Annotated in this window: 21 protein-coding genes and 1 other annotated feature; of the genes, 5 read left to right on the top strand and 16 right to left on the bottom strand. The window is 33.7% G+C overall.

Annotated elements, in window-relative coordinates:
• Positions 1–4: 4 nt before the first annotated feature.
• The 9 genes from mreC to ezrA all read right to left on the bottom strand — a co-directional run bounded on the left by mreC (position 5) and on the right by ezrA (position 12,101).
• Positions 5–856 (bottom strand): rod shape-determining protein MreC, encoded by an 852-nt coding sequence (gene mreC, locus AC1RPJ_RS05480; RefSeq protein ID WP_481761671.1) that lies wholly within the window; start codon positions 854–856, stop codon positions 5–7.
• A 101-nt stretch (positions 857–957) separates the two neighbouring features.
• Positions 958–1,962, bottom strand: coding sequence for a rod shape-determining protein (locus tag AC1RPJ_RS05475; RefSeq protein ID WP_409022785.1), 1,005 nt, complete (start codon positions 1,960–1,962; stop codon positions 958–960).
• 207 nt (positions 1,963–2,169) lie between these two features.
• Positions 2,170–2,850 carry a RadC family protein gene (gene radC, locus AC1RPJ_RS05470; RefSeq protein ID WP_481761670.1) on the bottom strand — a complete coding sequence of 227 codons (681 nt, stop codon included), beginning with the start codon at positions 2,848–2,850 and terminating at the stop codon, positions 2,170–2,172.
• A 49-nt stretch (positions 2,851–2,899) separates the two neighbouring features.
• Entirely contained in the window at positions 2,900–4,213 is a 1,314-nt protein-coding gene (locus AC1RPJ_RS05465) for a bifunctional folylpolyglutamate synthase/dihydrofolate synthase (RefSeq protein ID WP_481761669.1), read from the bottom strand.
• 75 nt (positions 4,214–4,288) lie between these two features.
• Complete coding sequence (locus tag AC1RPJ_RS05460) at positions 4,289–6,934, bottom strand: valine--tRNA ligase (RefSeq protein ID WP_481761668.1); 2,646 nt, start codon at positions 6,932–6,934, stop codon at positions 4,289–4,291.
• Between the two features lie 69 nt (positions 6,935–7,003).
• Positions 7,004–7,204, bottom strand: a binding site (T-box leader).
• Between the two features lie 37 nt (positions 7,205–7,241).
• Positions 7,242–7,730, bottom strand: a complete 489-nt coding sequence (gene tpx / locus AC1RPJ_RS05455) for a thiol peroxidase (RefSeq protein ID WP_481761667.1) — start codon at positions 7,728–7,730, stop codon at positions 7,242–7,244.
• A 115-nt stretch (positions 7,731–7,845) separates the two neighbouring features.
• On the bottom strand, positions 7,846–9,063 hold the full coding sequence (thiI, locus tag AC1RPJ_RS05450) for a tRNA uracil 4-sulfurtransferase ThiI (RefSeq protein ID WP_409022345.1): 1,218 nt from the start codon (positions 9,061–9,063) through the stop codon (positions 7,846–7,848).
• A gap of 15 nt (positions 9,064–9,078) precedes the next feature.
• Positions 9,079–10,230, bottom strand: a complete 1,152-nt coding sequence (locus AC1RPJ_RS05445; protein ID WP_481761666.1) for a cysteine desulfurase family protein — start codon at positions 10,228–10,230, stop codon at positions 9,079–9,081.
• 149 nt (positions 10,231–10,379) lie between these two features.
• Positions 10,380–12,101 (bottom strand): septation ring formation regulator EzrA, encoded by a 1,722-nt coding sequence (ezrA, locus tag AC1RPJ_RS05440; protein ID WP_481761665.1) that lies wholly within the window; start codon positions 12,099–12,101, stop codon positions 10,380–10,382.
• A 391-nt stretch (positions 12,102–12,492) separates the two neighbouring features.
• Here ezrA and rpsD point away from each other — a divergent pair, with 391 nt between their 5' ends.
• Positions 12,493–13,101 carry a 30S ribosomal protein S4 gene (gene rpsD, locus AC1RPJ_RS05435; RefSeq protein ID WP_409022342.1) on the top strand — a complete coding sequence of 203 codons (609 nt, stop codon included), beginning with the start codon at positions 12,493–12,495 and terminating at the stop codon, positions 13,099–13,101.
• Positions 13,102–13,126: 25 nt separating this feature from the next.
• Here the strand turns inward: rpsD and AC1RPJ_RS05430 are convergent, their stop codons facing one another.
• Positions 13,127–13,744 carry a DUF1054 family protein gene (locus tag AC1RPJ_RS05430; RefSeq protein WP_481761664.1) on the bottom strand — a complete coding sequence of 206 codons (618 nt, stop codon included), beginning with the start codon at positions 13,742–13,744 and terminating at the stop codon, positions 13,127–13,129.
• A 68-nt stretch (positions 13,745–13,812) separates the two neighbouring features.
• On the opposite strand from AC1RPJ_RS05430, the gene AC1RPJ_RS05425 reads away from it, so the two are divergent.
• A complete protein-coding gene (locus tag AC1RPJ_RS05425) occupies positions 13,813–14,259 on the top strand; it encodes a YueI family protein (protein ID WP_481761663.1) in 447 nt (148 codons plus the stop codon).
• Between the two features lie 48 nt (positions 14,260–14,307).
• On the opposite strand, the gene gshAB is transcribed toward AC1RPJ_RS05425, so the two are convergent.
• Positions 14,308–16,566 carry a bifunctional glutamate--cysteine ligase GshA/glutathione synthetase GshB gene (gshAB, locus tag AC1RPJ_RS05420; RefSeq protein ID WP_481761662.1) on the bottom strand — a complete coding sequence of 753 codons (2,259 nt, stop codon included), beginning with the start codon at positions 16,564–16,566 and terminating at the stop codon, positions 14,308–14,310.
• A gap of 139 nt (positions 16,567–16,705) precedes the next feature.
• On the opposite strand from gshAB, the gene AC1RPJ_RS05415 reads away from it, so the two are divergent.
• Positions 16,706–17,977: a replication-associated recombination protein A gene (locus AC1RPJ_RS05415; protein ID WP_481761661.1), complete on the top strand. Its 1,272-nt coding sequence runs from the start codon at positions 16,706–16,708 to the stop codon at positions 17,975–17,977.
• 692 nt (positions 17,978–18,669) lie between these two features.
• A complete protein-coding gene (locus AC1RPJ_RS05410; protein ID WP_409022337.1) occupies positions 18,670–19,155 on the top strand; it encodes a universal stress protein in 486 nt (161 codons plus the stop codon).
• 34 nt (positions 19,156–19,189) lie between these two features.
• On the opposite strand, the gene AC1RPJ_RS05405 is transcribed toward AC1RPJ_RS05410, so the two are convergent.
• The 5 genes from AC1RPJ_RS05405 to AC1RPJ_RS05385 form a co-directional block, all read right to left on the bottom strand.
• The gene (locus AC1RPJ_RS05405) at positions 19,190–19,747 is read right to left on the bottom strand and encodes a DNA-3-methyladenine glycosylase I (RefSeq protein ID WP_481761660.1); all 558 of its coding nucleotides are present in this window, start codon (positions 19,745–19,747) and stop codon (positions 19,190–19,192) included.
• A gap of 72 nt (positions 19,748–19,819) precedes the next feature.
• Positions 19,820–20,926 carry a D-alanine--D-alanine ligase family protein gene (locus tag AC1RPJ_RS05400; RefSeq protein ID WP_409022784.1) on the bottom strand — a complete coding sequence of 369 codons (1,107 nt, stop codon included), beginning with the start codon at positions 20,924–20,926 and terminating at the stop codon, positions 19,820–19,822.
• Positions 20,927–21,028: 102 nt separating this feature from the next.
• Positions 21,029–22,339, bottom strand: coding sequence for an NCS2 family permease (locus tag AC1RPJ_RS05395; protein ID WP_481761659.1), 1,311 nt, complete (start codon positions 22,337–22,339; stop codon positions 21,029–21,031).
• A 135-nt stretch (positions 22,340–22,474) separates the two neighbouring features.
• Positions 22,475–23,029, bottom strand: coding sequence for a 5-formyltetrahydrofolate cyclo-ligase (locus AC1RPJ_RS05390; protein WP_481761658.1), 555 nt, complete (start codon positions 23,027–23,029; stop codon positions 22,475–22,477).
• 4 nt (positions 23,030–23,033) lie between these two features.
• The gene (locus AC1RPJ_RS05385) at positions 23,034–24,074 is read right to left on the bottom strand and encodes a zinc-binding alcohol dehydrogenase family protein (RefSeq protein WP_481761657.1); all 1,041 of its coding nucleotides are present in this window, start codon (positions 24,072–24,074) and stop codon (positions 23,034–23,036) included.
• A gap of 200 nt (positions 24,075–24,274) precedes the next feature.
• Here AC1RPJ_RS05385 and AC1RPJ_RS05380 point away from each other — a divergent pair, with 200 nt between their 5' ends.
• On the top strand, positions 24,275–24,991 hold the full coding sequence (locus AC1RPJ_RS05380) for a DUF975 family protein (RefSeq protein WP_481761656.1): 717 nt from the start codon (positions 24,275–24,277) through the stop codon (positions 24,989–24,991).
• Positions 24,992–24,999: the final 8 nt, after the last annotated feature.

Genomic DNA, 24,999 nt, shown 5'->3' with positions numbered 1-24,999 from the left:
CCTTCTAATCCAACGTCTGAGCAACTGTTACAACCGTTAGGTCACTCAAATCAACTGCAGGTTTGATATAAATTTTAGAAGCAAGTCCATAATCACCTTGCTCAACTTTAGACACAACACCAACATTTAAACCCTTTGGTGTTGTGCCTCCAAGACCAGATGTGACAACAGAATCACCTTTTTTCAAGGCTTTCTTAGAAGTAATTTGACCCATAATTAATAAATTATCTGTTTTATCATAGTCAGTAATTAAACCATTAATAATATCATCGTTTGAATTATTTACTTGAACTGCAAATCTATTAGCAGAATCATTAGTAGTCGATATTAATTCAACTTTACTATTTGTTTTATTAACTTCTATAACACGACCAATCAATCCAGAACCAGCCATCACTGGTGCGTTCTTTTTAACACCAGACGCACTACCTTTACTTATCACAAGTTGATTTAGCCAACCAGAAGGTAATCGCGTTAAAACAGATGCATTAATTGAAGTATAATCAGTCAATGTACTGTCCAATTTTAATTCCTTTTTCAGCTGTTTATTCTCATTTTTAACAGTGTCTGATTCCACTTGAACTTGTGCTAATTTATCAACTTGTTTTTTTAATTTTTGATTTTCTTGATATGTATTTAAAAGATCAGAAATACCAATAACTGAACTTTTTAAGCCATTTGCAGGATAACTAACTGCTCTATCAAATAGACCAACAACATCATTACCAAATTCTTGAATGAGCGGTGGTGTTGATTTTTTATTTCTAACGGAAACTGAAAATGAAATTAAACTAAAACTCACAATAATGGCTATTAAAATGATGATTAGTCTTCTATTTGAAAAAAATTTCTGCATGTTCGCTATCCTCCACTTACCTTATAATTAACTAAAAAATTAAGAGGCTGGATAAATAAACCACCAACCTCTTCATTTTTAGCTTATGTGATTTTTAAAATCTATCTTTTCTTCATGACGTCGATACTTTTTAATGATTCACCTGTACCAATTGCAACACAGTCGAGTGGTTCATTAGCAATAAAAACAGGCACTTTTGTAACTTCAGAAATAACTTCTGATAGGTTTTTTAATAATGCACCACCACCTGTTAATACAATACCATGGTCAATCACATCAGCAGCAATTTCTGGAGAAGTTTCTTCCAATGTTTCCTTAATAGCAGTAATGATTTCAGCAATAGATTCTTGAATAGCAACTGCAATATCAGTTGCTTTTACAGTAACTGTTTTAGGAAGACCCGTAATCAAATCACGTCCTCTGATAGTTGTATCTTCAATTGATGCAGCATCTTTAACTGATGCAGATGCAACGTCCATTTTTAATTGTTCAGCTGTTCTTTCACCAATCAATAAATTAAAGTTTTGACGAATATATGACACAATTGATTCATCCAATTTATCGCCAGCCATTCTGATAGAACGGCTTGAAACAATACCACCTAATGAAATTGTAGCAACATCTGTTGTTCCACCACCGATATCAACAACCATATTACCCGTTGGATCCATCACTGGTAATCCAGCGCCGACTGCTGCAGCAAATGGTTCTTCAATAACGTAGGCGTCACGCGCACCGGCAACACGAGTTGCATCAATAACGGCACGTTTTTCAACTTCTGTAACGCCACTAGGAACACATACCATTACATAAGGTTTACCTGCAGATTTACCTAAAGCTTTTTGAATGTAATATTTCATCATAGCAACTGTTGTGTCATAATCAGCAATTACACCGTCTTTCATTGGGCGAATAGCCACAATGCTACTTGGTGTACGACCGATCATTGCACGAGCATCTTCTCCAACAGAAACAATTTCATCAGTTTTAACATTTTTAGCGACGACTGAAGGTTCACGTAAAACAATACCTTTTCCCTCAACATACACGATTGTATTAGCTGTTCCTAAATCAATTCCTATATTCTTTGTTCCAAATCCAAACACAGTCTTTCTTCCCTTCATCGTCAGCCTTCTAGGCGCTTTTATTCGTAGTATTTACATTATATCATAATCAAAAGTGAGATTTCATTCAATATTTACTAATTTTTATTAAGTTTATCTTAAATTATTATAAGGTAATTAATTTTGAATCCATAATCTTATTAAGTTTATCATATCTAATTTCATAGAACAAGAGAGCACCCTTGATAATCAAAGGACGCCCTCTTCTTTCATACTAAGATATTTAGTATTACCCGAAATAATATGATCTAACAGCTCAATTCCCATAAGAATACCACATTTTTCAACTCTTTTAGAGAAAATAATATCATTCTTAGATGGTGTCACATGCCCACTCGGATGATTATGGACCAATATAATTTTAGCTGCACCATATTTTAATGCAACTGCAAAAATATCTCTTGGATGGACCGTTGCTGAATTCAAAGTTCCAATGAACAATGTCTCTTGTTTTACAATTTGATTTTTTGTATCCAAGAATAATCCAATTAAAAACTCTTGGTTTAATCCACCTAACTCAGCAACCATTCTAACCCCAGCATCATGACTTGAACAGATTTGTCCACAAATAAAATGAGGTTCACTGTTGATTCGTGTTCCCAGTGTAACAATAGCTTGTAATTGTAATGCTGTAGACTGATTATTCCCATCCATCAATAACTGATAATCTTTTAAACAACATTTTTTTAGTTGGCTTAAAGATTGGTAACGTGAAGAAAAATTATTAACACACTTTCCAACATCATTAGGGTTCGTTAATAATAAACTAAAAACAACCGTCAAAAGCTCTTTATCTGATAAATTATCACATTGATACTTTTGGATTTGTTCCAGTAGATATTCATTTGAGCAACTAGAAATAAGTGACATGGTGATTCCTCCTATTTTTTATTAAATACGAGAAATTCACTTATTTAAATTATTCTGATACAAAATAACTACGAACCTCCGAAATAAAGTACAACGATCCTGTCACAAGTAATAAATCATCAGAAGACATTTCGCCAACACTTTGAACTAATGCCTCTTTCCAACTTTCTTGAATGGAGACATTATCAAACTTATTAACGTTGAAATCATCTATTTTGCTTACTAGACGTGGCCCTGAAAATTGAGTTAGTATAACTCGTACATGAGGAACTGCAGCTAATTTTTCCAGCATTTGTTTGCCTTGCTTATCCGCTAGTACTGCAAAAATAATTGTGATTTCTTTATCTTGAAAATGCGTTTTAAGCAACTGCGTAATCCGATCCACTGCTGCGCTATTGTGCGCACCGTCTAAAATAACTAACGGTTCATCATTTACTTTTTCAAAACGTCCTGGCCATCGTGTCTCTGAAATACCTTGCCTAATTGATTTAGGACTAATGGCCCATCCCTGAATTTCAGCAACCTTCTCAAAAGTAGCAATTGCTGTTGCTGCATTTTCATCTTGAAATTCACCTAATAATGGCACAGAAAGTTGTTTAATATTCAATTTATTCGACGTATACGTTAAAATTTCTTCCCATGATGATTTTGTTCCCTCAGATTTAGCATTAAAATCCACTCCTAATCGAAAAATAGGACTATTTTTTAATTTAGCCTCATTATTAATCACGCTAAAGACTTCATCAGTTACTCTACCAACGATAATAGGCCGATTACGTTTAATGATACCTGCTTTTTGTTGCGCTATCTTTTCAATTGTATTACCTAATATTTTCATATGATCTAGACCAATTGTTGTAATAACTGAAATAATTGGATCAATAATATTAGTTGAATCATACTTCCCGCCTAAGCCCGTTTCAACAACTACAATATCTACAGGATTTATGCTGCCAAAGTATACAAACATCATTGCAGTAATAATTTCGAATTCAGTTGGTCCCCCCTCAAAATCGGCTAGTTCAATATCCATTCGATCAACAACTGGTTTCACGACATTTACTAAATGTAAAAGGGCGGTATCATCAATCATCTGTCCATTTAAGGAAATACGTTCATTAAATTTAACAATGAATGGTGAAGTATAAGTTCCTACATTCAACCCTTGTGCAATTAATAATTCACGTAAAAATGCAACTGTTGAGCCCTTTCCATTCGTTCCAGCAACATGAATCATCGCGATATTACCTTGTGGGTTATCTAAGCGTTCCATAAATGCTCGCATTCTATTCAAAGATGGACTTTTTTTAAATTTTGTTCGCCCATGAATAAAATTGAGTGCCTCTTCGTAAGTTGTGATCAATTTTCCGTCCCGCTTTCTAAAAAAAATAGACTTATCTCAGGTATATTGTACCCGAAATAAGTCTATTTTGTTAGATTAAACTTCTGCTTTTAAATCAGAAATTCTTTCCTTAGTTGCTGTTAATTTAATTTGGTAATCTGCTAATTTTTCTTTTTCTTTTGTAACTACTGCCTCAGGTGCACTAGCAACAAACTTTTCATTGCCTAATTTTTTAGTTCCACGCACAACTTCAACATCAAGTTTTTTAACTTCTTTTTCCAAACGAACAATTTCGTCATTCAAATCAATTAGTTCAGCAAGTGGCATATAAATCTCTGCTCCCGTAATTACAGACGTCATTGCTAGCTTAGGAGCAACAACATTTGAACTGATTTGAAGTTCCTTAGGATGACAGAATCGTTGAATAAATTCTTGATTGTCTTCAAAAATAATCTTTGTTTTTTCATCAGTTGTTTTAATCAATAAATCAACTGCACTGGACATAGGTGCATTTACTTCTGCACGATTATTTCTAACAGCACGAATTAATTCAATTAAATTGTTCATATCAATAACTGATTGTTCATCTTCAAATTCTGGATGAACCACTGGGTAATCTGCAACAACAATTGATTCCCCTTCATGAGGCATTGTTAACCAAAGTTCTTCAGTTACAAATGGAATAATTGGATGAAGCAATTTCAATGTTTGATCTAAAACATAAGCCAAAATTTGTTGTGTATTTTGCTTAACTGTCAGATCTTCACCATTAAGATTTTCTTTACTCATTTCAATATACCAATCACAGAAGTCATTCCAGATGAAATTGTATAGAGCACGACCAGCTTCACCAAATTCAAAGACATCAAATAAGCGTGTAACTTCAGAAACAGTTGTATTTAATCGGCTTAATATCCATTTGTCAGCAAGCTGCCATTCTGATTTAGCTGGTAATTCAATTTTATCCACACCATCTAAATTCATAATAACAAATCGACTAGCATTCCAAATTTTATTAATAAAGTTCCAAGAAGCATCCATTTTAGTGTAACTAAAACGAACATCTTGTCCTGGTGCAGATCCATTAGATAGGAACCAACGAAGTGCATCTGCTCCATACTTTTGAATAACGTCCATTGGATCAATCCCATTACCAAGTGATTTACTCATTTTACGGCCATTCTCATCACGAATTAATCCATGAATCAAAACGTGTTCAAATGGACGTTCATCTGTAAATTCTAAGCTTTGGAAAATCATTCGTGATACCCAGAAGAAGATAATATCATATCCTGTGACAAGCGTATTAGTTGGGAAATAACGTTTAAAATCAGGTGCATCAGTATTTGGCCAACCCATTGTTGAAAATGGCCATAAAGCACTTGAAAACCACGTATCTAAGACATCATTATCTTGTTCCCAATTTTCGATATCAGTTGGTGCAACCTCACCAACGTACATTTCGCCAGTTTCTTTATGATACCAAGCTGGGATTTGATGTCCCCACCATAATTGACGTGAAATAACCCAATCATGAACATTTTCCATCCACTGTGTAAATGTATTTTCAAATCGTTCTGGGACGAATCCAACTTTGTCATCCCCTTGTTGGAATTTCAAAGCTTCTTCTGCGAGTGGTTTCATTTTAACAAACCATTGTGTTGATAAACGGGCCTCAACTTGAACGCCAGTTCTTTCAGAATGACCAACACTATGTGTAATTGGATCAATCTTAATCATTAAGTCCTCAGCTTCAAGATCTTTAACAATTGCTTTACGTGCTTCAAAACGGTCCATGCCAACATATTTACCAGCATTTTCGTTCATTGTTGCATCTTCATTCATTGTATTAATACGAGGTAAGTCATGGCGATTACCTACTTCAAAGTCATTAGGATCATGAGCAGGTGTTATTTTAACCATCCCTGTCCCAAATGCCATATCAACATAATGATCTGTAATAATAGGAATTTCTTTGTTAACAAGTGGTAGAATGACTTTTTTACCAACAATATCTTTGTAACGATCATCATCAGGGTGAACAGCAACAGCGACATCGCCCATCATCGTTTCTGGACGTGTTGTCGCTATTTCAATAAATCCAGAACCATCAGCGAATGGATATTTAACATGATAAAAAGCACCTTCATCATCTTGATGAATGACTTCAATATCTGATAAAGCGGTTCTTGCTTTAGGATCCCAATTAATAATGTATTCGCCACGATAGATTAATCCTTTATTATATAAATTAACAAAGACTTTTTTTACGGCATCTGACAAGCCGTCATCTAATGTGAAACGTTCACGACTATAATCGAGTGATAATCCCATTTTAGCCCATTGCTTATGAATAACATCAGCGTATTCATCTTTCCAATCCCAAACTTGTTGTACAAATTTCTCACGGCCTAAATCATAACGCGTCACACCTTGTTCAGCTAGTTTAGCTTCAACCTTTGCTTGTGTTGCAATTCCAGCATGGTCCATTCCTGGTAACCAAAGCGTATCAAAGCCTTGCATTCTTTTTTGTCTAATTAAAATATCTTGTAATGTTGTATCCCAAGCATGGCCTAAATGTAATTTACCAGTAACATTAGGCGGTGGAATAACGATTGAATAAGGTTTTGCTTCTGGATTAGCATTAGGTTTAAATAAATCTTTTTTCAACCATTCTTCATAACGGCCAGGTTCAACCTGACTTGGATCATATTTTGTTGATAATTCAACTTCTTTTGTCATGAGTTCTCCTTTTCATCTATCAATTTTATTTTAGGCATAAAAAAACACCGTCATCAAAAAACATTTCTGTTTTAGGACGACAGTGCCGTGGTACCACCTAAATTGGGTTTTAACCCCTCTTAATTACTTTTTAACGAACAATAATGTCCGGTTATTCCTACTTAATTTCAGAATAACGACTCCTGAGCTACCACCATAATGTCTAATTAAAATGTTTCAGCCTAGCATTTTATCTCTGAAATGACTGGTGTTCTCATTCTTTGTCTGTAGTCACATTTTAGCGTTTATTCTGAAAATCGTCAATATTTTATTTTTTTAATTCTTCAAGTAGTTTAGCGTAGTCTGGCTCATTTGAGATTTCCGTAACCAGTTCTTCATAAATAACATGTCCAGTTTCATCTAAAATGAAAACCATTCGAGCCATATGACCAAATTCCGGAACATCTAATCCAGTAACTTTCGCAAAATTCCCCTTATCTGCATGAAGCAATTGTAAATTGTTTACACCCTCAGCGGCACACCAATTTTTTTGATCTTCTTTTGAATCATCAGATACGGTAATAAATTCGATATCTCTAAAATTATCTGCTTCCATATTAAAACGTTTTGTTTCTATACTGCAAACACTTGTCGTAATACTTGGAACAACACTTAATACTAATTTTTTACCTGTACTTTTAGGTAATGTTACAACTTGATCATTTTCATCGTACGCATTAACTGTAGGAAAAACTTCCCCTACTTTTGGTGCTTCCCCAACTGTATCCATTTCACTACCATGACGAGTTACTTTCATAATTGACCACCCTTTCTTTATTTATCTCTATCTTACTCAATTACTGTTTAAGAAGCGACTTATTTGATTGGACAAAAAAAGATTAGACCGATTTGTCTAATCTTTTAAAGTGCTACTATAGTAATTCTGCGAATAATTCACTATTTTCATTTAAATATTCTTCGCCAACACGAATCTTGCTAACCTTGACACCTGCCAATGCACGTTCCATTAAGCCATCGATATCCAAACGAGCTTCAAATTCCCTTGAACGGTCTAAACGAGGCTTTGTTTTAGGTGCTGGTGGGGCAAAAATTGTACAACAATCTTCAAATGGTTTAATTGAAAGTTCAAATGTATCAATTTTTTTAGCAACATCAATAATTTCATTTTTATCCATTGAAACGACTGGTCGAATAATTGGCATTGTTGTAACGTCATTAATTGCAACCATGCTTTCAAGTGTTTGAGAAGCAACTTGGCCTAATGATTCTCCATTAAAGATTGCTAATCCACCACGTAATTCGGCAATTTTTTCAGTTAAACGTAACATGAAACGACGTGTTATGGTCATTAAATATGGTTCTGGTACATCATGTTTAATTTGCTCTTGAATCTCAGTAAAAGGAACTTCAATAAATTGAATCGTTCCAACATAAGGTGTCAATTTAACTGTTAGTTCTTTAGCCTTAGCTAAAGCTTGTTCACTTGTATATGGTGGACTGAAGAAATGAACCATCTCCATTGAAACACCACGTTTCATACCAAGGTACCCTGCAACAGGCGAATCAATTCCACCTGATAACATTAACATCCCTTTACCAGCAGTACCAACGGGTAAACCACCAGCACCCTGACGCGTTTCAGAAGATAAGAAAATCCCATTTGAACGAACTTCAACACGTAAAATAATATCAGGCTGTTTCATTTTAACAGTAATGCCAGGCACGTGATCTAAAATCCAGCCACCTAGTTCGTCATTCAACTCATTAGTATCTAATTCAAAATCATGATCAGAACGACGTGTGTTAACTTTAAATGTTGTCCCTTCAACAAATTGCTCACTAATCATTGCTACAGCTGTTTCTTTAACTAAATCCATATCTTGTTCAACGCGAATTGCAGGTGAAAAATTTTGAATCCCAAAAACCTGTGATAAACGTTGCATAACTAATTCGCTGTCGTCACCGTTTAAATTAATGTGCATCCGATCACGATTTGCTTTAACAACTAAATCATCAAAACCATGTAAACTATTTCGAACGTTTGTTCCTAGGCGATCAATAAAGTTCCTCTTATTTTTTCCTTTTGTTGATAGTTCGCCATAACGAACCATTATCTCTGTATATTGCATGTCGACATCCTCTCATTATTTAGAATTAATTTTTTCAAATTTATGATACAAAATATCAAAAATACGATTAAATTCTTTTGCTTCTTCTAGCGTATTATTTCCATCAAAACTGATTCGAACGGCTGATTTAGCAAGCGGTTCTGGCACATTCATTGCTAATAATGTGCCAGATGCTTGATTTTTCTTTGATGAACAAGCACTTGTAGTTGAAATATATATTCCTTCACTTTCAAATGCATGAACAATTGATTCGCCACGAACACCCTCAATTGCAAAACACAATATATGTGGCGCAAAATTTGATTGTAATTTTGAAAAAGTTGTAATCTTATCAAACTTACTAATATGGTTGAAAACTAATTCTTTAACAGCTTTTTGTTTCATCACCATCTTAGTTTCATCTGTTAATAATAATCGCAATGCTCTTGCCATGCTAGCAATTGCAGGTACATTTTCAGTTCCGCTACGTAAGTTATGTTCTTGTCCACCACCTGTAAGAAGTGGTTCAATGTGACGACCTCTTTTACTGTAAATAAACCCTACTCCACGTGGCGCATGAAATTTATGCCCAGAGAACGTTACAAAATCTACTCTGTCACTCATAAAAGCTTCTTGCACACCTTTACCAATGGCTTGAACAGCATCCACATGAAAATGAACTGTTGGATAATCTTTTAGTACGTCCCCAATTTCAACTAAAGGCTGAATGGTTCCAATTTCATTATTAACTGCCATAACTGAAACTAAAATAGTATCAGATCTCAAAGCAGCCTTTAAATCATCAATACTAATTCGCCCCTCATCATCAACTGGCAAATAGGTAACCTCAAAACCAAGCTGTTCCAGCTGAGCCATTGTATTCATAACAGCAGGATGCTCAACGGTTGTCGTAATTAAGTGCTTACCATGGTTCATTTTTGCCATAGCCGTTCCTTTAATTACCCAATTGTCACCTTCAGTTCCACTTCCAGTAAATAATATTTCATCTTCAAATACATTTAATAAGCTTGCGATCTGTTGGCGTGACTGCTCTAATAAATTATGAGCTATCTCACCTAAGTTATTTAGGCTAGATGGATTACCCCATACTTGGTCACTAACTTTATTATATGTATCTAAAACTTCGGGCGTTATTTTTGTTGTTGCGCTATTATCAAAATAAATCATTAGTTACCTTCTTTTCTGAAAAATACTTTTCTCATTATAATATACTTCGTACCAGATTGACACTTTTTATTCATCCCTGGTGTTTCTTTATAGAATATAAAAGTGGCGACTGAACAAATTAATGCCCTAGTCCCCACTTAATATAGTTACTATTCAATTTCAAAGCTGTCTTCCATATTATCATAATATTGTTTCTCTATTTTTTTATATGAACCAGGCTCTACTTTATCTAATGCAGTCGCAATTGTTTCCAAACTAGCTGCATAATTAAAATCATTATTAAATAATTGCTTTGCCTTTTCAAATGCAATTGCAATCTCTTCATTCGAATTTCTAAATCTATTCGCATATTGTAGTAAACTCTCAGATAACGATGCACTATCAATAAGATCGTGTGTCTTATCTTCTAAACTTTCAAGATCTGCTTCAATATCGATAATTTGTTTTGCAATTTTTTCAATGTTAATTCTTAATTTACCAATTGCTACTTCAACTTCTTCAATTTCATCACTAACAACATAGAAAAAATCTAAGTAATCATTAGGTAGTCCTGGAAGATTAACCTGTTCAACTTGTCTTTTAATTTGATGTAATTCAATATCAAATCTTTGAATTGTTGCGCTGGCCTTTTTTTCATTGCTACGTAAATCCTGAATACTAGCATCAATTTTTTGTTGTTCAGATTCAATTTTTTCTAACAACTTAGAGTTTTGTTCAACTCGCTCAGCCATCTCGCTATAAATTGCTTCACCAGAATCAATAACCGCTTTATCAGTATCATGTTGTGCATCAATGTCCCTAATTTGTTGATTTAATTTTTGCGCGTCTTCTAATTCATTATGACTTAATTCATAATTTTGACCCAATCTATCTAATTCAACTAAAAGCATTTGACTTTGTTTTTCAGCATGATCAATGAATTTACGATAACTTTCTTCTTGCTTTTCTATCTTATCTTTTGCGGCCAACTCTTTTTCCATAACATCATATAAATAATCAATTTGATTAGCCATGTCATTAACTGCAACAATTGTTGACGCTACTTCTAGGTTCTCTAATTTAAGTAATGTTTCGTCAACACGTGTTTGAATTTCGTCTATTTGTTTAGGGATGTCATCCCCCACTGGAAAATTATAATTTTCATCCGTTAATTTCATGTAACCAGATTGTAATTCAGCAAGTTGATCTGGAAATTCGTTCTTCAAACTTTTATATAGTGGTGGAATCTCATCAAGAATCTTTTCTAACGAAGTTGTATCTTCTCTTAACTTACTTAAAACTTTTTCAGCCGTATCATGATCTCCAGCACTCGTTAATGTTGAAAAACGGTCAAAATCATCTTCAAGACCAGTTAGTTTATCCTCAAGTTTATCGATACTAGGTCCATACGAAAAGTTCTTTGATAATAATGTTTTACGTAAATCCTGATATTTTTTTTCAAGTGAATCAACAGCTTGATGATTACTTTCATCACTTTCTTTCAACGACGTTAATGCTTTTTCAATCCCTTTAAGTGTTTTTTCACTTGAAATTAATTTTACTTCTATTTCTGCCGCTAATTGACGGTTAGAAAGAAATTGATATTTCGAGTTTGCTTCATATGCTTCATTAATTTGTGTCGAAATTTTAGGCAATTTTGCATTTTGCACTTCTTTAAAGTCTGATTGTAATGCTGAAAATGTTTTAAGACTTTCACCTGTTAACCCCAAATCCTTCGTTAACTGAAGCTGTTGTTCAACTTCAGAATGAGCAATAACCTTTACTTGATCACGAAATGTTTCGAATTTTTTTTCATTGCGTTTCTGAAGAAAAAACGCTGTTGCATAGATAATAATGGCTACTACTATTATTCCAACAAAAATCTGTGTCATATCCTAATCCCGCCTTTAGCTTACTAAAATTTATATTTACTTTTCACATTCAAATTTTATGCTTCTAATCATTATATCATAGACCTTTAAAGCGTTCACTAGCTTTTATCTATTATTTATAGAAATTAATGTTATTAATTATATACATTCTTTTTATTATGTAAACAAACGTGAAAACAAATTGACATTAGTTTAAAAAGACAGTATGATGAGTCTTGTGTAAAATAATGCAGCGGTGGACGGTAAGCTCGTCAACAGTTTGTTGCCCAATTGTCTTGGTTCAATTAGTACCCTTTCAGCTGCAAAGGTGAACATTGCAAAACAAACTGCACGAATACTAAGTTCACAAAGGATTATTTTACTCCAAAACAAATATTGGAGGAATTTATATATGTCACGTTATACTGGCCCAAGTTGGAAAGTTTCACGTCGATTAGGTCTTTCTTTAACAGGTACTGGTAAAGAATTAGCTCGTCGTCCTTATGCACCCGGTGATCATGGTCAAAACAATCGCCGTAAATTATCAGAATATGGTTTACAATTACGAGAAAAACAAAAACTTCGTATGATGTACGGTTTATCAGAACGTCAATTTGCTAACTTATTTATTAAAGCTGGTACAATTCGCGAAGGTAAACATGGTGTTAACTTCATGATCTTACTTGAAGGTCGTTTAGACAACGTTGTTTATCGTTTAGGTTTGGCTTCTACTCGTCGCCAAGCTCGTCAATTGGTAAACCATGGTCACATTACTGTTGATGGCAACCGCGTTGATATTCCTTCATACGCAGTTGAAATCGGTCAAGTAATCTCATTACGTGAAAAATCAAAGAGTTTACAAATTGTTAAAGACGCAATGGAAGCATTAGTTGGCCGTCCACAATTCGTACAATTTGATGCTGATAAATTAGAGGGTTCATTAACTCGTTTACCAGAACGTGAAGAACTTGAAGCAGATATCGACGAATCACTTATCGTTGAATACTACAACAAATTATAATTTCAAATTAAAAAACATCTCATTCTTAATGAGATGTTTTTTTTGTCCATATTTTATAGATTTCAATTAGTGGCAGTAATGTATTTTTCAAGTCGTTTAGTTGTTTATATTCATTTAAGCTAAAAAACTCATCTTCAATAGCTAAATTCTGTCCAATCAATAGTTCTTTAGTTTGTACACTACTCCACTTTTGACTATCAGTAAGTGTTATTGTGTTTGCTAAAGTACCCGTCTCTTTATTTGTATGATCCACTGACCACACGAAAGTATCTTCTAGTTTCTGAATCATTATTATTGATTCAGAAACGCCCTCTTCATACAAGCTTTTGTCTTTAATATCTGCTAATGCAGATAACCAGATAAATAACCGATCATCCCAATAACCAATTTCAAAATGTGGCATCATTTTATAGCCACGTTTATTCTCGCTAAAAGCCATCCAAGTATCAGGCGGTGGATTTTTTGATCTTCTAGCATGTTTTGCAATGTGCAAATACATTTTAATTCCTAATTGTTCTTCTAAAAAAGGTAGTAGTTCAGCTCCCACCTTTTCGAATTTGGGATCAATAATTGTCTTTATTTTTTTTAATCGTCCGTCTAATGTTTGATCTTTAAAAATTAAAAAATCATCTTTTATAAACATTTCGCTCTCTCCTTTTGTATCAAACATGGTATGCTAAATTCATAACTTACTGAAAGGTGGTCAACTCCATGACTGAAAATAACTTAGATCCACATCTTCAATCTGGCCTTTACGGAACACCTCAACTTCATCCCGATGAACAAAGAAAGTACTTAGGGACATTTAGAGAGCGGGTCAGCCTAGCAATGACTGTTGCTGAGGTAACAGCATCTAAAAATATGGCTGGATTTGAAAAAGAACTACTTGAACATCCCGACTATCATGTTCTACTTAATGGTACAATTGATCAGAATATATTAGCCCCATACATCACCTTAACGCATAAGCATGATGTTAAATTTACATTAACATCAAATAATGATACTCCTGATGGGGTTGAAATTATGGGGCTAGTTGTCGCTTCTGAAAAAAATGCGATTAATGAATCTGTTATTGATATTAATGAAAAATATCCAATTATACAAGTTGAAACGCCAGAAAAGAAAAAATCATTTTTTGAAAATTTATTCGATTAGCATAAAAACTTAAACTAACACTTTTATATTAAGTGTAGTTTAAGTTTTTTATTTGGTTTCTAAAATCTTTACTATTTCATTAGCAATAGGCTGGTTATCTCCAAAATTAGGAAACGAATTTATCGATAAATCAGGAGCCGTTTCAATTGAAAGAACGGTTAAAGCATCCCTATGTCTATAGTCATATGCTATATACAAGTTAGGAATAACCACATCAACTGCCCCCATCGTCATTTTTAAACGTTTTGCATAACCTTCAATTAACGCTATATATGATTCGTCCATTTGATTGCTAACTTCATTTTGATTTGCACCCGAATAAAAATTACTATCATATCTAATGATTGCTTCAGACCCTCTTGAAATAACAGTTGATTCAGTAATACCTTGTGATGCTATTGTTTGATGTTCAACTTCTGACAATTTAAGCGGATACCATGGACCTTGACTAGTACGTTCTACTTGTGCATTTTTTATTGTAATTAACTGTGCCAACGTCTTTCGTCCATCGCCAACTACACTAACTGGTAATCTTTCAACAATACCCTTTACATGGCCACCTACAATCATAAATCGATAGACTGACCCAACAGTAATTTCTTCAATTAAAACTTGTGTATCAATTGATAAGATACGTTTAACGGCTTCTTTATACTCGCTTAACGTCGGAGCCACTCGAAATACATGTGTTGCTTGACTGCTCTTTATGAATCTTGGCTTAATAACTAATGCTTTGTTGACTACATCTGCATAATAGTTCATAGCTTCATCTAAAGTGTGTACATTAATACTACTAGGAACTTTAATATCAAGGTTGCCCAATATTTTTTTAGTTGTTTGCTTGTCATATGCAATTTTGTTTAAAACACTGGTATCTAAATCAGAAATTACCCCATTTTGCAGAAGATGTCCGTTCACCCGTATGACGTCCAAATCACTGTCAACAAGATCAAAATAAGACCCTCTTTTTATCAACGCTGCTAAAATAAGCTGCGTATTTTTCGAGTAACAGTTAAAGCCAATCAATGAACTTAACTGTGACTGATACTTTATCTTATTAGATTTTGCTTGTTCCATTGCAAAATCAGCCAACGATTTATTAATATCTTCATCAACTATCCTTGCACTCAGACTCAATTCAGGTCGTTCAAATTGTAATTTAAATTGAACTAATGTATCCTCTAAATTTTTATCTAGATAAAAATTATCATTAAATAAAATTAATTCGTTCAGCAGTTTTATTGCAGCATTTTTAACAATCGAGGTTGTTTTAGGGTCTTCTATTGCCACCTCATTTTTTAATTGTTTCGCTTTAAATATAATATCATCAACTTCATTTTCTGCCATATCTGGCGTCATTAGAAAGTAAGCCGCTAATAATTGAATAAACTTAATTGTGTCACCTTGAATACCAACACGAGAAAATGGATCAACATCAAATCCACGGAGTTCAATATAATTAACACCAGATGAAATTAATGTATCTTCCTTTTTAGTAGCTGATTTAAATTGTACATCTCCATAATATTCAGAAAATGATAACAATTTACCATTCTGGACCATCTTATTAAGTGACGTAACGTATGAGTTAATTGATCGATAAGAAGCTTGAACTGAACTATCAATATTGGTATAGCCAAATTCACTGTTTCTAACACTTCTAACCGGATGACAAGCATTATAATTAGTACTTTCAACAATTGGTGTTGCTCCAAACAAGTAAGTTGTAAGCCAACTCTTTTCCATAAATTTGCGTCCAATTTTTAAATAGACGTAATTATGAAATTCTATATAAGAATTAAAATAACTATGAAACTCAGAATCAAATAAAATCTGAATTACTTTTTCTGGAAAGCTAAAATTAAGATGTACAGACGTAAAAAGTTGACGTTTTTTTCCATACTTTTCTGCTAATTTATTTCGGTATATAAATCCTAATTCATCTGGATGCGCTATTCTTACTTTAGATTCATCCACTGGTAATTTAGGAATTGAACTCAATGGCCATAACTGTTCATCACTATCCAATTCTTGTGTTGCGACTTGTTGAATGGCATCTAGATAGTTAATAACATTATCAGCCCCCTCAATTGGTGGCGTGATAAATTCCATTTGTGATTCGCCAAAATCTGTTTTTATATAAGGATGTTTAAATCTATCTCCTAATGATTCAGGATGATCAGTTGAACTCAGCACTCCCGTATTCTTCACTCTTTGAGTTTCTCGCTCTAATCCTATCAACGATTTTCTAAGTAGAGGTGCGAGCTTTTCTTCCTGAATTTGTAATCCGATTGCATCTAGTTTCATATCATTGTGCCTCCTCATTTGTCTATTACATTGTACCAAATATTTGAATTAATCCTTCATATTTGCAATCCATTGTGCCAATTAAATTTATGCAATATGCTATACTATTCTTTAGTAATCAACGTGAAAGGAGCCACATATGTTACAACCACTTGCATTCAGAATGCGACCAACTAAAATTGAAGAAGTCGTTGGCCAACAACACCTTGTTGGTCCAGGTAAAATTATCAAACGAATGGTCGAAGCAAAACTGCTTTCATCTATGATTTTATACGGACCACCTGGCACTGGTAAAACGAGTATCGCCAGTGCTATTGCCGGATCAACTCAGTATGCATTTCGTAAATTAAATGCTGCAACTGATTCTAAGAAAGACCTTGAAATCGTAGCTGAAGAAGCAAAAATGAGCGGTACTGTTATTTTACTTTTAGATGAAATCCATCGATTAACGAAACCTAAACAAGACTTCTTATTACCCCACTTAGAAAGTGGCCAAATTATTTTAATCGGTGCAACAACAGAAAATCCTTACATTACCATCAATCCAGCTATTAGAAGTCGAACACAAATCTTTGAAGTTAAACCTTTAGACGAAAATGATATTGAAACTGCACTTGATCGTGCACTAGTAGATAAAAATATTGGTCTCGGAAATCTTAATATTAATTTAGAAGCTAATGCACGGTTACACTTAGCGCGAGCAACCAACGGAGATTTACGTAGTTCTTTGAATGCACTTGAACTAGCTGCTAAGTCAACCCCACCTGATAGTTCAGGTGTCATTACCTTATCACTATCAGTCATAGAAGAGTGTCTACAAAGAAAAGCATTAACCCATGATAAAGATGGCGATGCTCACTATGATGTTATTTCTGCTTTTCAAAAATCAGTAAGAGGTTCCGATGTTAACGCGGCTTTACATTACTTAGGACGTTTAATTCTTGCTGGTGATTTACCTACAATTGCAAGGCGTTTAATCACAATGGCATACGAAGATGTCGGATTAAGTAGCCCTGCAGCATGTGCTAGAACCTTAACTGCTGTACAGGCGGCAGAAAAAATTGGCTTTCCAGAGGCTAAAATACCTCTGTCTAACGCAGTAATTGATCTCTGCCTCTCACCCAAATCAGACTCGGCAAATGTTGCCATAAATAATGCAATTGCTGATATTGAAAAAGGTGGTTTTGGAGATATTCCTGCTCATTTAAAAGATTCACATTACAAAGGTGCTGCAGATTTAGGTCATGGTATTGGTTATAAATTTCCACATAACTATCCAAATGATTGGGTTGCCCAACAATATCTTCCAGATAAATTGAAAGATGCTAATTATTATGAGCCTAAAGCAAACGGGCGTTATGAACAAGGACTTAAAGAACAATATAGTAAATTACATCCATCAAAAAGATGATTTGTTGCCGCTTACATCATAATTGTTGCACCTTTTAAAAGTCTGTGCTATATTAAAGATGAAGTTCTGAAGTGTACGCGTTATCTTATTAGAATGTTGACCGAACAAATAATTATACCTAGGCGTCAACTTGATAGGCTAGCTAATTTCAAGCCTTTTCACTTGGTAGTTAGAGGCTAGTACAGTCGATGCCACCTGCTTCACTGCGGGCTCAACTCACGAAGATGATTAACGGCACTACGCGGATATTCCAAAGCTTTTGCTTTGATGGTCTGGGCAAACTATGTTTGCTCAGACTTTTTTTATTAAGAATAAAGGAGTCTTTAAATGTTAATTCGGATACTTTTAGCCGTTCTTTCACTCTTACTCTTGACTATCGGCTATTACTTATTCTCACATCGCAACAAAAATTTTATGATATTTAAACCTGAGTCAAACCAGGTGCTAAGCTCAATACTACTTGTCTTTGGGTTAATTATCTGTATTGAAAGCTTAGTTGGCTTAATTTCAGTAATCATTTTTATACCCATATTTTGTGGGATACTAGTTACTCTAGCCTGCCTTACGGTTGGTGCTTTAACAATTATTTTATCTTTTTTTATGCATTAATCTAACTTTGTAACCGTTTTTACTTCTATTTTCATTCGTTTTGTCGTAAAATAGAGGTATATAAAAGAAAGAGGTGGCCGACCATGTTACAACAATATAAAAATATTTTAGTTCCTGTAGATGGTTCTGATGAAGCAAAATTAGCATTCGAAAAAGCAGTACAAGTAGCTTTAAGAAATGGCGAAGATTCTACACTTCATCTTTTGCATGTTATTGACACTAGAGCATTCCAAAATATCTCAAGTTTTGATACGTCAATGGTTGAACAAGTTAGTGATACAGCAAAAGAGACATTGAATAAGTATATTGCACAAGCAAAAGCAGCTGGTCTTAAGAATGTTGACTACTCAATTGAGTATGGTTCTCCAAAAGTAGTTATTGCTAAAAATGTTCCTATTAATTTAGATATTGATTTAATTGTGATCGGCGCTACTGGATTGAATGCAGTCGAACGATTATTAATTGGTTCAGTTACAGAATACGTAACTCGAGTTGCTGTTTCTGATGTCTTAGTTGTTCGAACAGATTTAAATAACACACCTGCTCTTAAAAATAATCTTAAAAAATAAAAAAAGAAATTAGCCATAATTGGTTAATTTCTTTTTATTTTGTCTTGAATTTACATAAAGTAATATGGTCATCTACCATACCCATACTTTGCATCAATGAATAAATAATTTTAGGACCAACAAACTTAAACCCTAATTTCTTCAATTCTTTAGATAACTTTTTTGAAATGTCGGTTTCAGCTGGAACATCCTCTGCATGTCGCCAGAGATTATTAATTGGTTTATTTGCTACAAATTCCCATAAAAATGAATCAAATGATTGCCCATCTTGGTTCATTCTTATGATCGCCTGTGCATTCGCGATAATAGCGATAATTTTTTGCTTATTTCGAATAATATCTGCATTTTCCATTAGTTCCGCAATTTTATCTTCATCAAATTGACTAACTTTGTAAATTGAAAAATTTTCAAAAGCGTGATTAAAATGATTACGTTTATTTAAAACGGTCTTCCAGCTCAACCCTGCTTGCATTAATTCTAAACTCAATAATCTGAATAGTTGTTGATCGCCATAAAGCGGCTTTCCCCATTCTTCATCATGATAATCTTGCATTAACTGATTACCCGATTGGGCCCATGGGCATCTTTCCATATTCTATTCTCTCCTTCACTCAAATAAAAAAGATTACTAGTGCTGTCTCCAGACTAATAATCTTCTTAAAATTTAGATTTCAGGTAATTCAGTAAAGTCATAATGTAATTCTTTAACAGCGGCATGTTCGTCGAATGCTAATTGGATTAATTTATCAATTAATTCTGAATAACCAATTCCTGAAACTTCCCACAATTGTGGATAAAGCGAAATGTTTGTGAATCCAGGTAACGTATTTAGTTCACCAAGATATGGAATACCATCTTTAACTAAGAAATCAATTCGTGCTAAACCACGACAACCCAATGCTTCAAAAGCACGTAATGACATGTCTTGGATTTCTTTTGTTAATTCATCTGGTAATTCAACAGGCATTTCAAATTCCACACCTGAAGCATCAACGAATTTATTATTGTAATCGTAAAATACATCAGATTTAGGTACGATAACTGCACCTAATTTTGAAGCTTTTAAATCAGTATTTCCAAGAATTGAACATTCAATTTCATCAGGATTTTCGATTGATTCTTCAACTAAAAGCTTTGTGTCATATAAAAATGCATCTTCTATACCTTCAAGGAATTCTTTTTCGTTATGTGCCTTATGAATACCAACTGATGATCCTTGGTTAGCTGGTTTAATGAAAACAACTTCTCCAAGTTCCTTACTAATGTGTGCGTAAGTCATTTCAGCACGATTGTTGGCCTTAACAACCAAATATTTAGTATTTCTGATATTATTTAACGTTAACATTTTCTTAGTTAAATCTTTATCAAATGAAATTGCTGATGAACGAACATCACTACCAATATATGGTTTATCTAAAAGTTTAAATAATCCTTGAATTGTACCATCTTCACCCATATTACCATGAATAACTGGATAAAAAAGATCAATATCTTTAACTTCAGTTAAACTCATGATATTAGCTAACGGATTTGTAAAATCAATTGTTGGTAAGACATCTTCAACAACTTTTGCTTCTGGTTCGCCATCAAAAATGCGACGTGAAGCAGCATCTCCAAGTAGTACACCTTCCTTTGTAAACATGAATAAACTAACTTCGTACTTATTTTTATCCATTGCATCGTAGATATTATGTGCTGAACGTTTTGAAACGTCATGTTCTGATGAATTACCACCAAAAAGTAATCCAATGTGTATCTTTTCGCTTGTCATCATATTCTCCATTCCTATTGTATTATTTTTGTTCGCTTTAAACTCTTAGTCTAAATAATACCATGTTTATAGTAGATCTGTCATTTACGTTTGCTATTTTATTTAAACATTTAAAATCCACATGAAAAGTAAGAACACAAAGAACAGTCCGTACATGATTGGATGAACATCTTTTCGACGACCAGCAGCAATCATTGTAATTGGATAAAAAATCATTCCCAAAGCAATCCCGTCAGAGATACTATAAGTTAATGGCATACCAATTACAATTAAAAATGCTGGAATTGCAATTTCCATTTTTGTCCATTCGATTTTTGTTAAAGATTGTGCCATCAATACACCAACAATAATTAATGCTGGAGCAGTGACCTGTGTTGTTACAACTGATAATAATGGCGAGAAAAATATCCCGACAATAAATAATAATCCAGTTGTAACAGCCGTTAAACCTGAGCGTCCACCAACGGCGATACCTGCTGAAGACTCAACATATGCACCAACTGGAGATGTTCCTAAAACAGAGCCAGCAAGCATTGCTGTTGAATCAGCAACTAAAGCTTTACCGACACGAGGCATTTTATTGTCTTTCATGAATCCGGCTTGTTGAGCTAACCCAACAAGTGTTCCAGCAGTATCAAAGAAAGTAACTAACAAGAAGGTTAAAACGACTACCCATAACTGAACCGTGTTAATATCACTAATATGTTTAACGCCTTGCATAAATGTTGGGGCCAAACTTGGGGCACCGGCAACAACTTGTGTTGGCATTTTAATTAATCCTGTGATGAATCCTAGAATAACTGTTGCAAACATCCCAATAAAAATACCACCTGGAACACGTCTAACCATTAAAATTGCAGTAACAATTAAGCCAAAGATTGTTAACCATGTTGTACCAACGGTCAATGGACCTAGGCCCACAACTGTGGATTTGTTTGCGATAATTAAGCCACCATCTTGTAAACCGATAAAAGCAATAAATAAACCAATACCACTTGAGATAGCGTATTTTAAGTTACTTGGAATAGCATTAATAATCATTTCGCGTAGTTTAAAAATAGTAATTAAAATAAAAATTAGTGATGCTACAAATACACCTGCTAAAGCTGTTTGCCATGGAATTCCCATACCTATAACAACTGAATATGAGAAAAAGGCATTAATACCCAATGCGGGAGCTGTTGCTATTGGGTATTTAGCTAAAATACCCATTAAAATACAGCCTAAAGCACTTGATAATGCAGTTGCAGTAAATACTGCCCCTTTGTCCATCCCCGAAGCACTTAAAATCGTAGGATTAACAAATAATATGTAAGCCATTGATATAAACGTTGTAAAACCAGCTAACATTTCGCGTTTAACCGTTGTATGTAACTGATCAATTTCAAAATATGATTTAATGCGATTAATCATTTTAAATCTCCTTTTCATAAATACATTTGTTCGTGTTTATCTCATTAATGAGCAATTACAATTTTACTATATTCGTATATTAATGTAAATAATATTATTAAACTGTATTTTGTTAAGGATTTATTCAAATAGAACTTATACTGTAATAATTTTATCAATTTTAATATCAAACTGATTACTTGTCCATTTCTCAGAAATTACATTTTGAACGTCCAAACAAAGTGAAATTGTTTTTGGTTGATATTTTGCAATATACCGATCATAATAACCACCGCCAAAGCCAATCCTTTGATTATTCTCTAAATTAAACCCAACTCCTGGTACAATCACTAAATCTAAATTATTCTTTTCAAGTGCAACATTATATTCAGGTTCTAATAGTCCATAATCACTTTTTATAAGCACCTGTTCAATAGATAAGTAAGGTAAAAATGCAAGTTGCTTTTCAGGCATCGTTTTTGGTATATACACCCTCTTACCTTGAGACAGTGCCGCCAATAGTAATTCGTTAGTACTAAACTCAATCGATTGACTAATTGTTAATCCGATTGAATCAGCCGATTCCCATTCTTCAGATTGTAAAACTTTATCAATAATTGCCTTCTCCTGATTCCTTTTTTCAAGGACCTTATTTTTTGCCAAATCAACCATCTTGTTAATAATCATTTTTCTAATTTCTTTTTTACTCAATAGCTTATACCTCCGCGTTAAATTCACCAGTTATTACAAACTTTCCAATCATCTTACCATTTTCAACAACTTCAGAAGCCGTTCGTAAATTATCGGCGTTAATCCCCACCAATGATTTAGTCATCGTTGATTTTAGTTTGCCTTCATCTAATAACGTGGCTAAGCGATTTAATGTTTTACCTTGAGAGCTCATATCTGCCGTGTAATATACACCTTTAGTAAAAACTGTTAGCCATTTAAACTCATTACTTTTATTTTTTAATTTACCAATTGGTAAATTATCAGATGTGCCCACAATTGAAGTAATAATACCCTGAGGTCTGATGATATCTGCTGCTAAATCAAAATAAGTTTCTGTTGAGTGCAATATTAGAATACCATCAACTTCATTAATATTTAATTTAACTAATTGTTTCTTCAAATCTTTTCGGTGATTAATGACAATATCAGCGCCCATCTTTTTAACCCAATCGCTCGTTTCTAATCTTGAAGCGGTCGTGATAACAGTCAAACCAGCCCATTTAGCAAGTTGAATAGCAATAGAGCCTACACCACCAGCTCCATTAATAATTAAAACTGATTTTCCACTATTGGCATTTTTCTCTGGAATGAAATTTAATTTTTCAAATAATGCTTCCCATGCTGTTACACCTGTTAGTGGCATAGCGGCTGCTTCACTGTCTGTTATTTTCTTGGGTGCATTTCCAACTAGTCGTTCATCAACTAGCTGATACTCAGCATTACTTCCTGAACGATTATTGACACCTAAATAAAAAACCTTATCACCACTATTAAATTGTGTTACTTCTGATCCTATTTCAGAGACGACCCCGATTGCATCGAAACCTAAAATAAGTAATTTTTCTTCAGAATCAATTAACATTCTTGATTTATAATCTATTGGATTCACTGAAATACCCGTTACCTTCACAAGAATATCATGATTTTCAGGTGTCGGTTTATCGATTTTGACATCTCGTAATGCATTTTTATCTTCTGTCGGAAATTTTCCAAATGCTGCGATGGCCTTCATTTTATTTACCATTAGCTCACTCTTCTTCCATTAATATAGATTACGCTATTCATCTTACTACAATCTAACAAAAAGTTTGGTTTGTTTCACTTTTATACCGTCTAAAAATATTGAAATACTCACATTCTCAATCTGTCAGTATAGACTTAATATTTGGTTTAATGTATGCTTAAAATATTATTAAAACATATACAATTAAGGAGACACACATCATGGAAAAACCACTAAAAACGAGACAACAACTGAAATCTGAATCAAAGGCATTACTTAAAGGACACTGGAAGTCAGCTATCCTAGTTAGCTTACTAGCAATCCTTATTTTTATTGTTTATTCTCGCTTATATTCTACTGAGTACGCAGACATTATGAATTTATATTCTACTGAAAATAATAACCAATCATCAGCTATCAGTCCTATAATTTCAGCAACTGTCGTTGTTCTTTATCTTATTTTTCAAATTCTACTTGTAGGTGTTTCATATACATTCTTAACTTGGGTCAGTTCACAAAAAACACCAGAACATGCATTTACACAAAGTTTCCAAGTTTTCTCAAATGAATTATTTTTCCCATCTATTGGTATCGCCATTCTCAAAACCATTTATAGTACACTTTGGACTCTCTTGCTTATTGTCCCAGGAATTATTAAATACTATTCTTATTCACAAGTCTTTATGATTAACAAAGACTTAACAGATAACCCAAATCATCCTGACATCAGTATTAATAAAAAAATAACGTTAAGCCGTGAATTAATGAACGGACACAAATTTGATTTATTCGTAATAGAGTTAAGTCTGGTTGGTTGGTACCTATTATCAATCGTGACACTTGGAATTGGTTATATTTGGTACATGCCTTATCAACAAGCAATTAAAGCAAATTTCTACAGAGACCTTGCCGGAGATAAATTCTTAACCTTAAAATAAGCAAAAAA

The sequence above is a fragment of the Dellaglioa sp. CoH-57-MRSF-17 genome (assembly GCF_056782015.1).
This window is presented reverse-complemented; position numbering and strand designations above follow the sequence as displayed.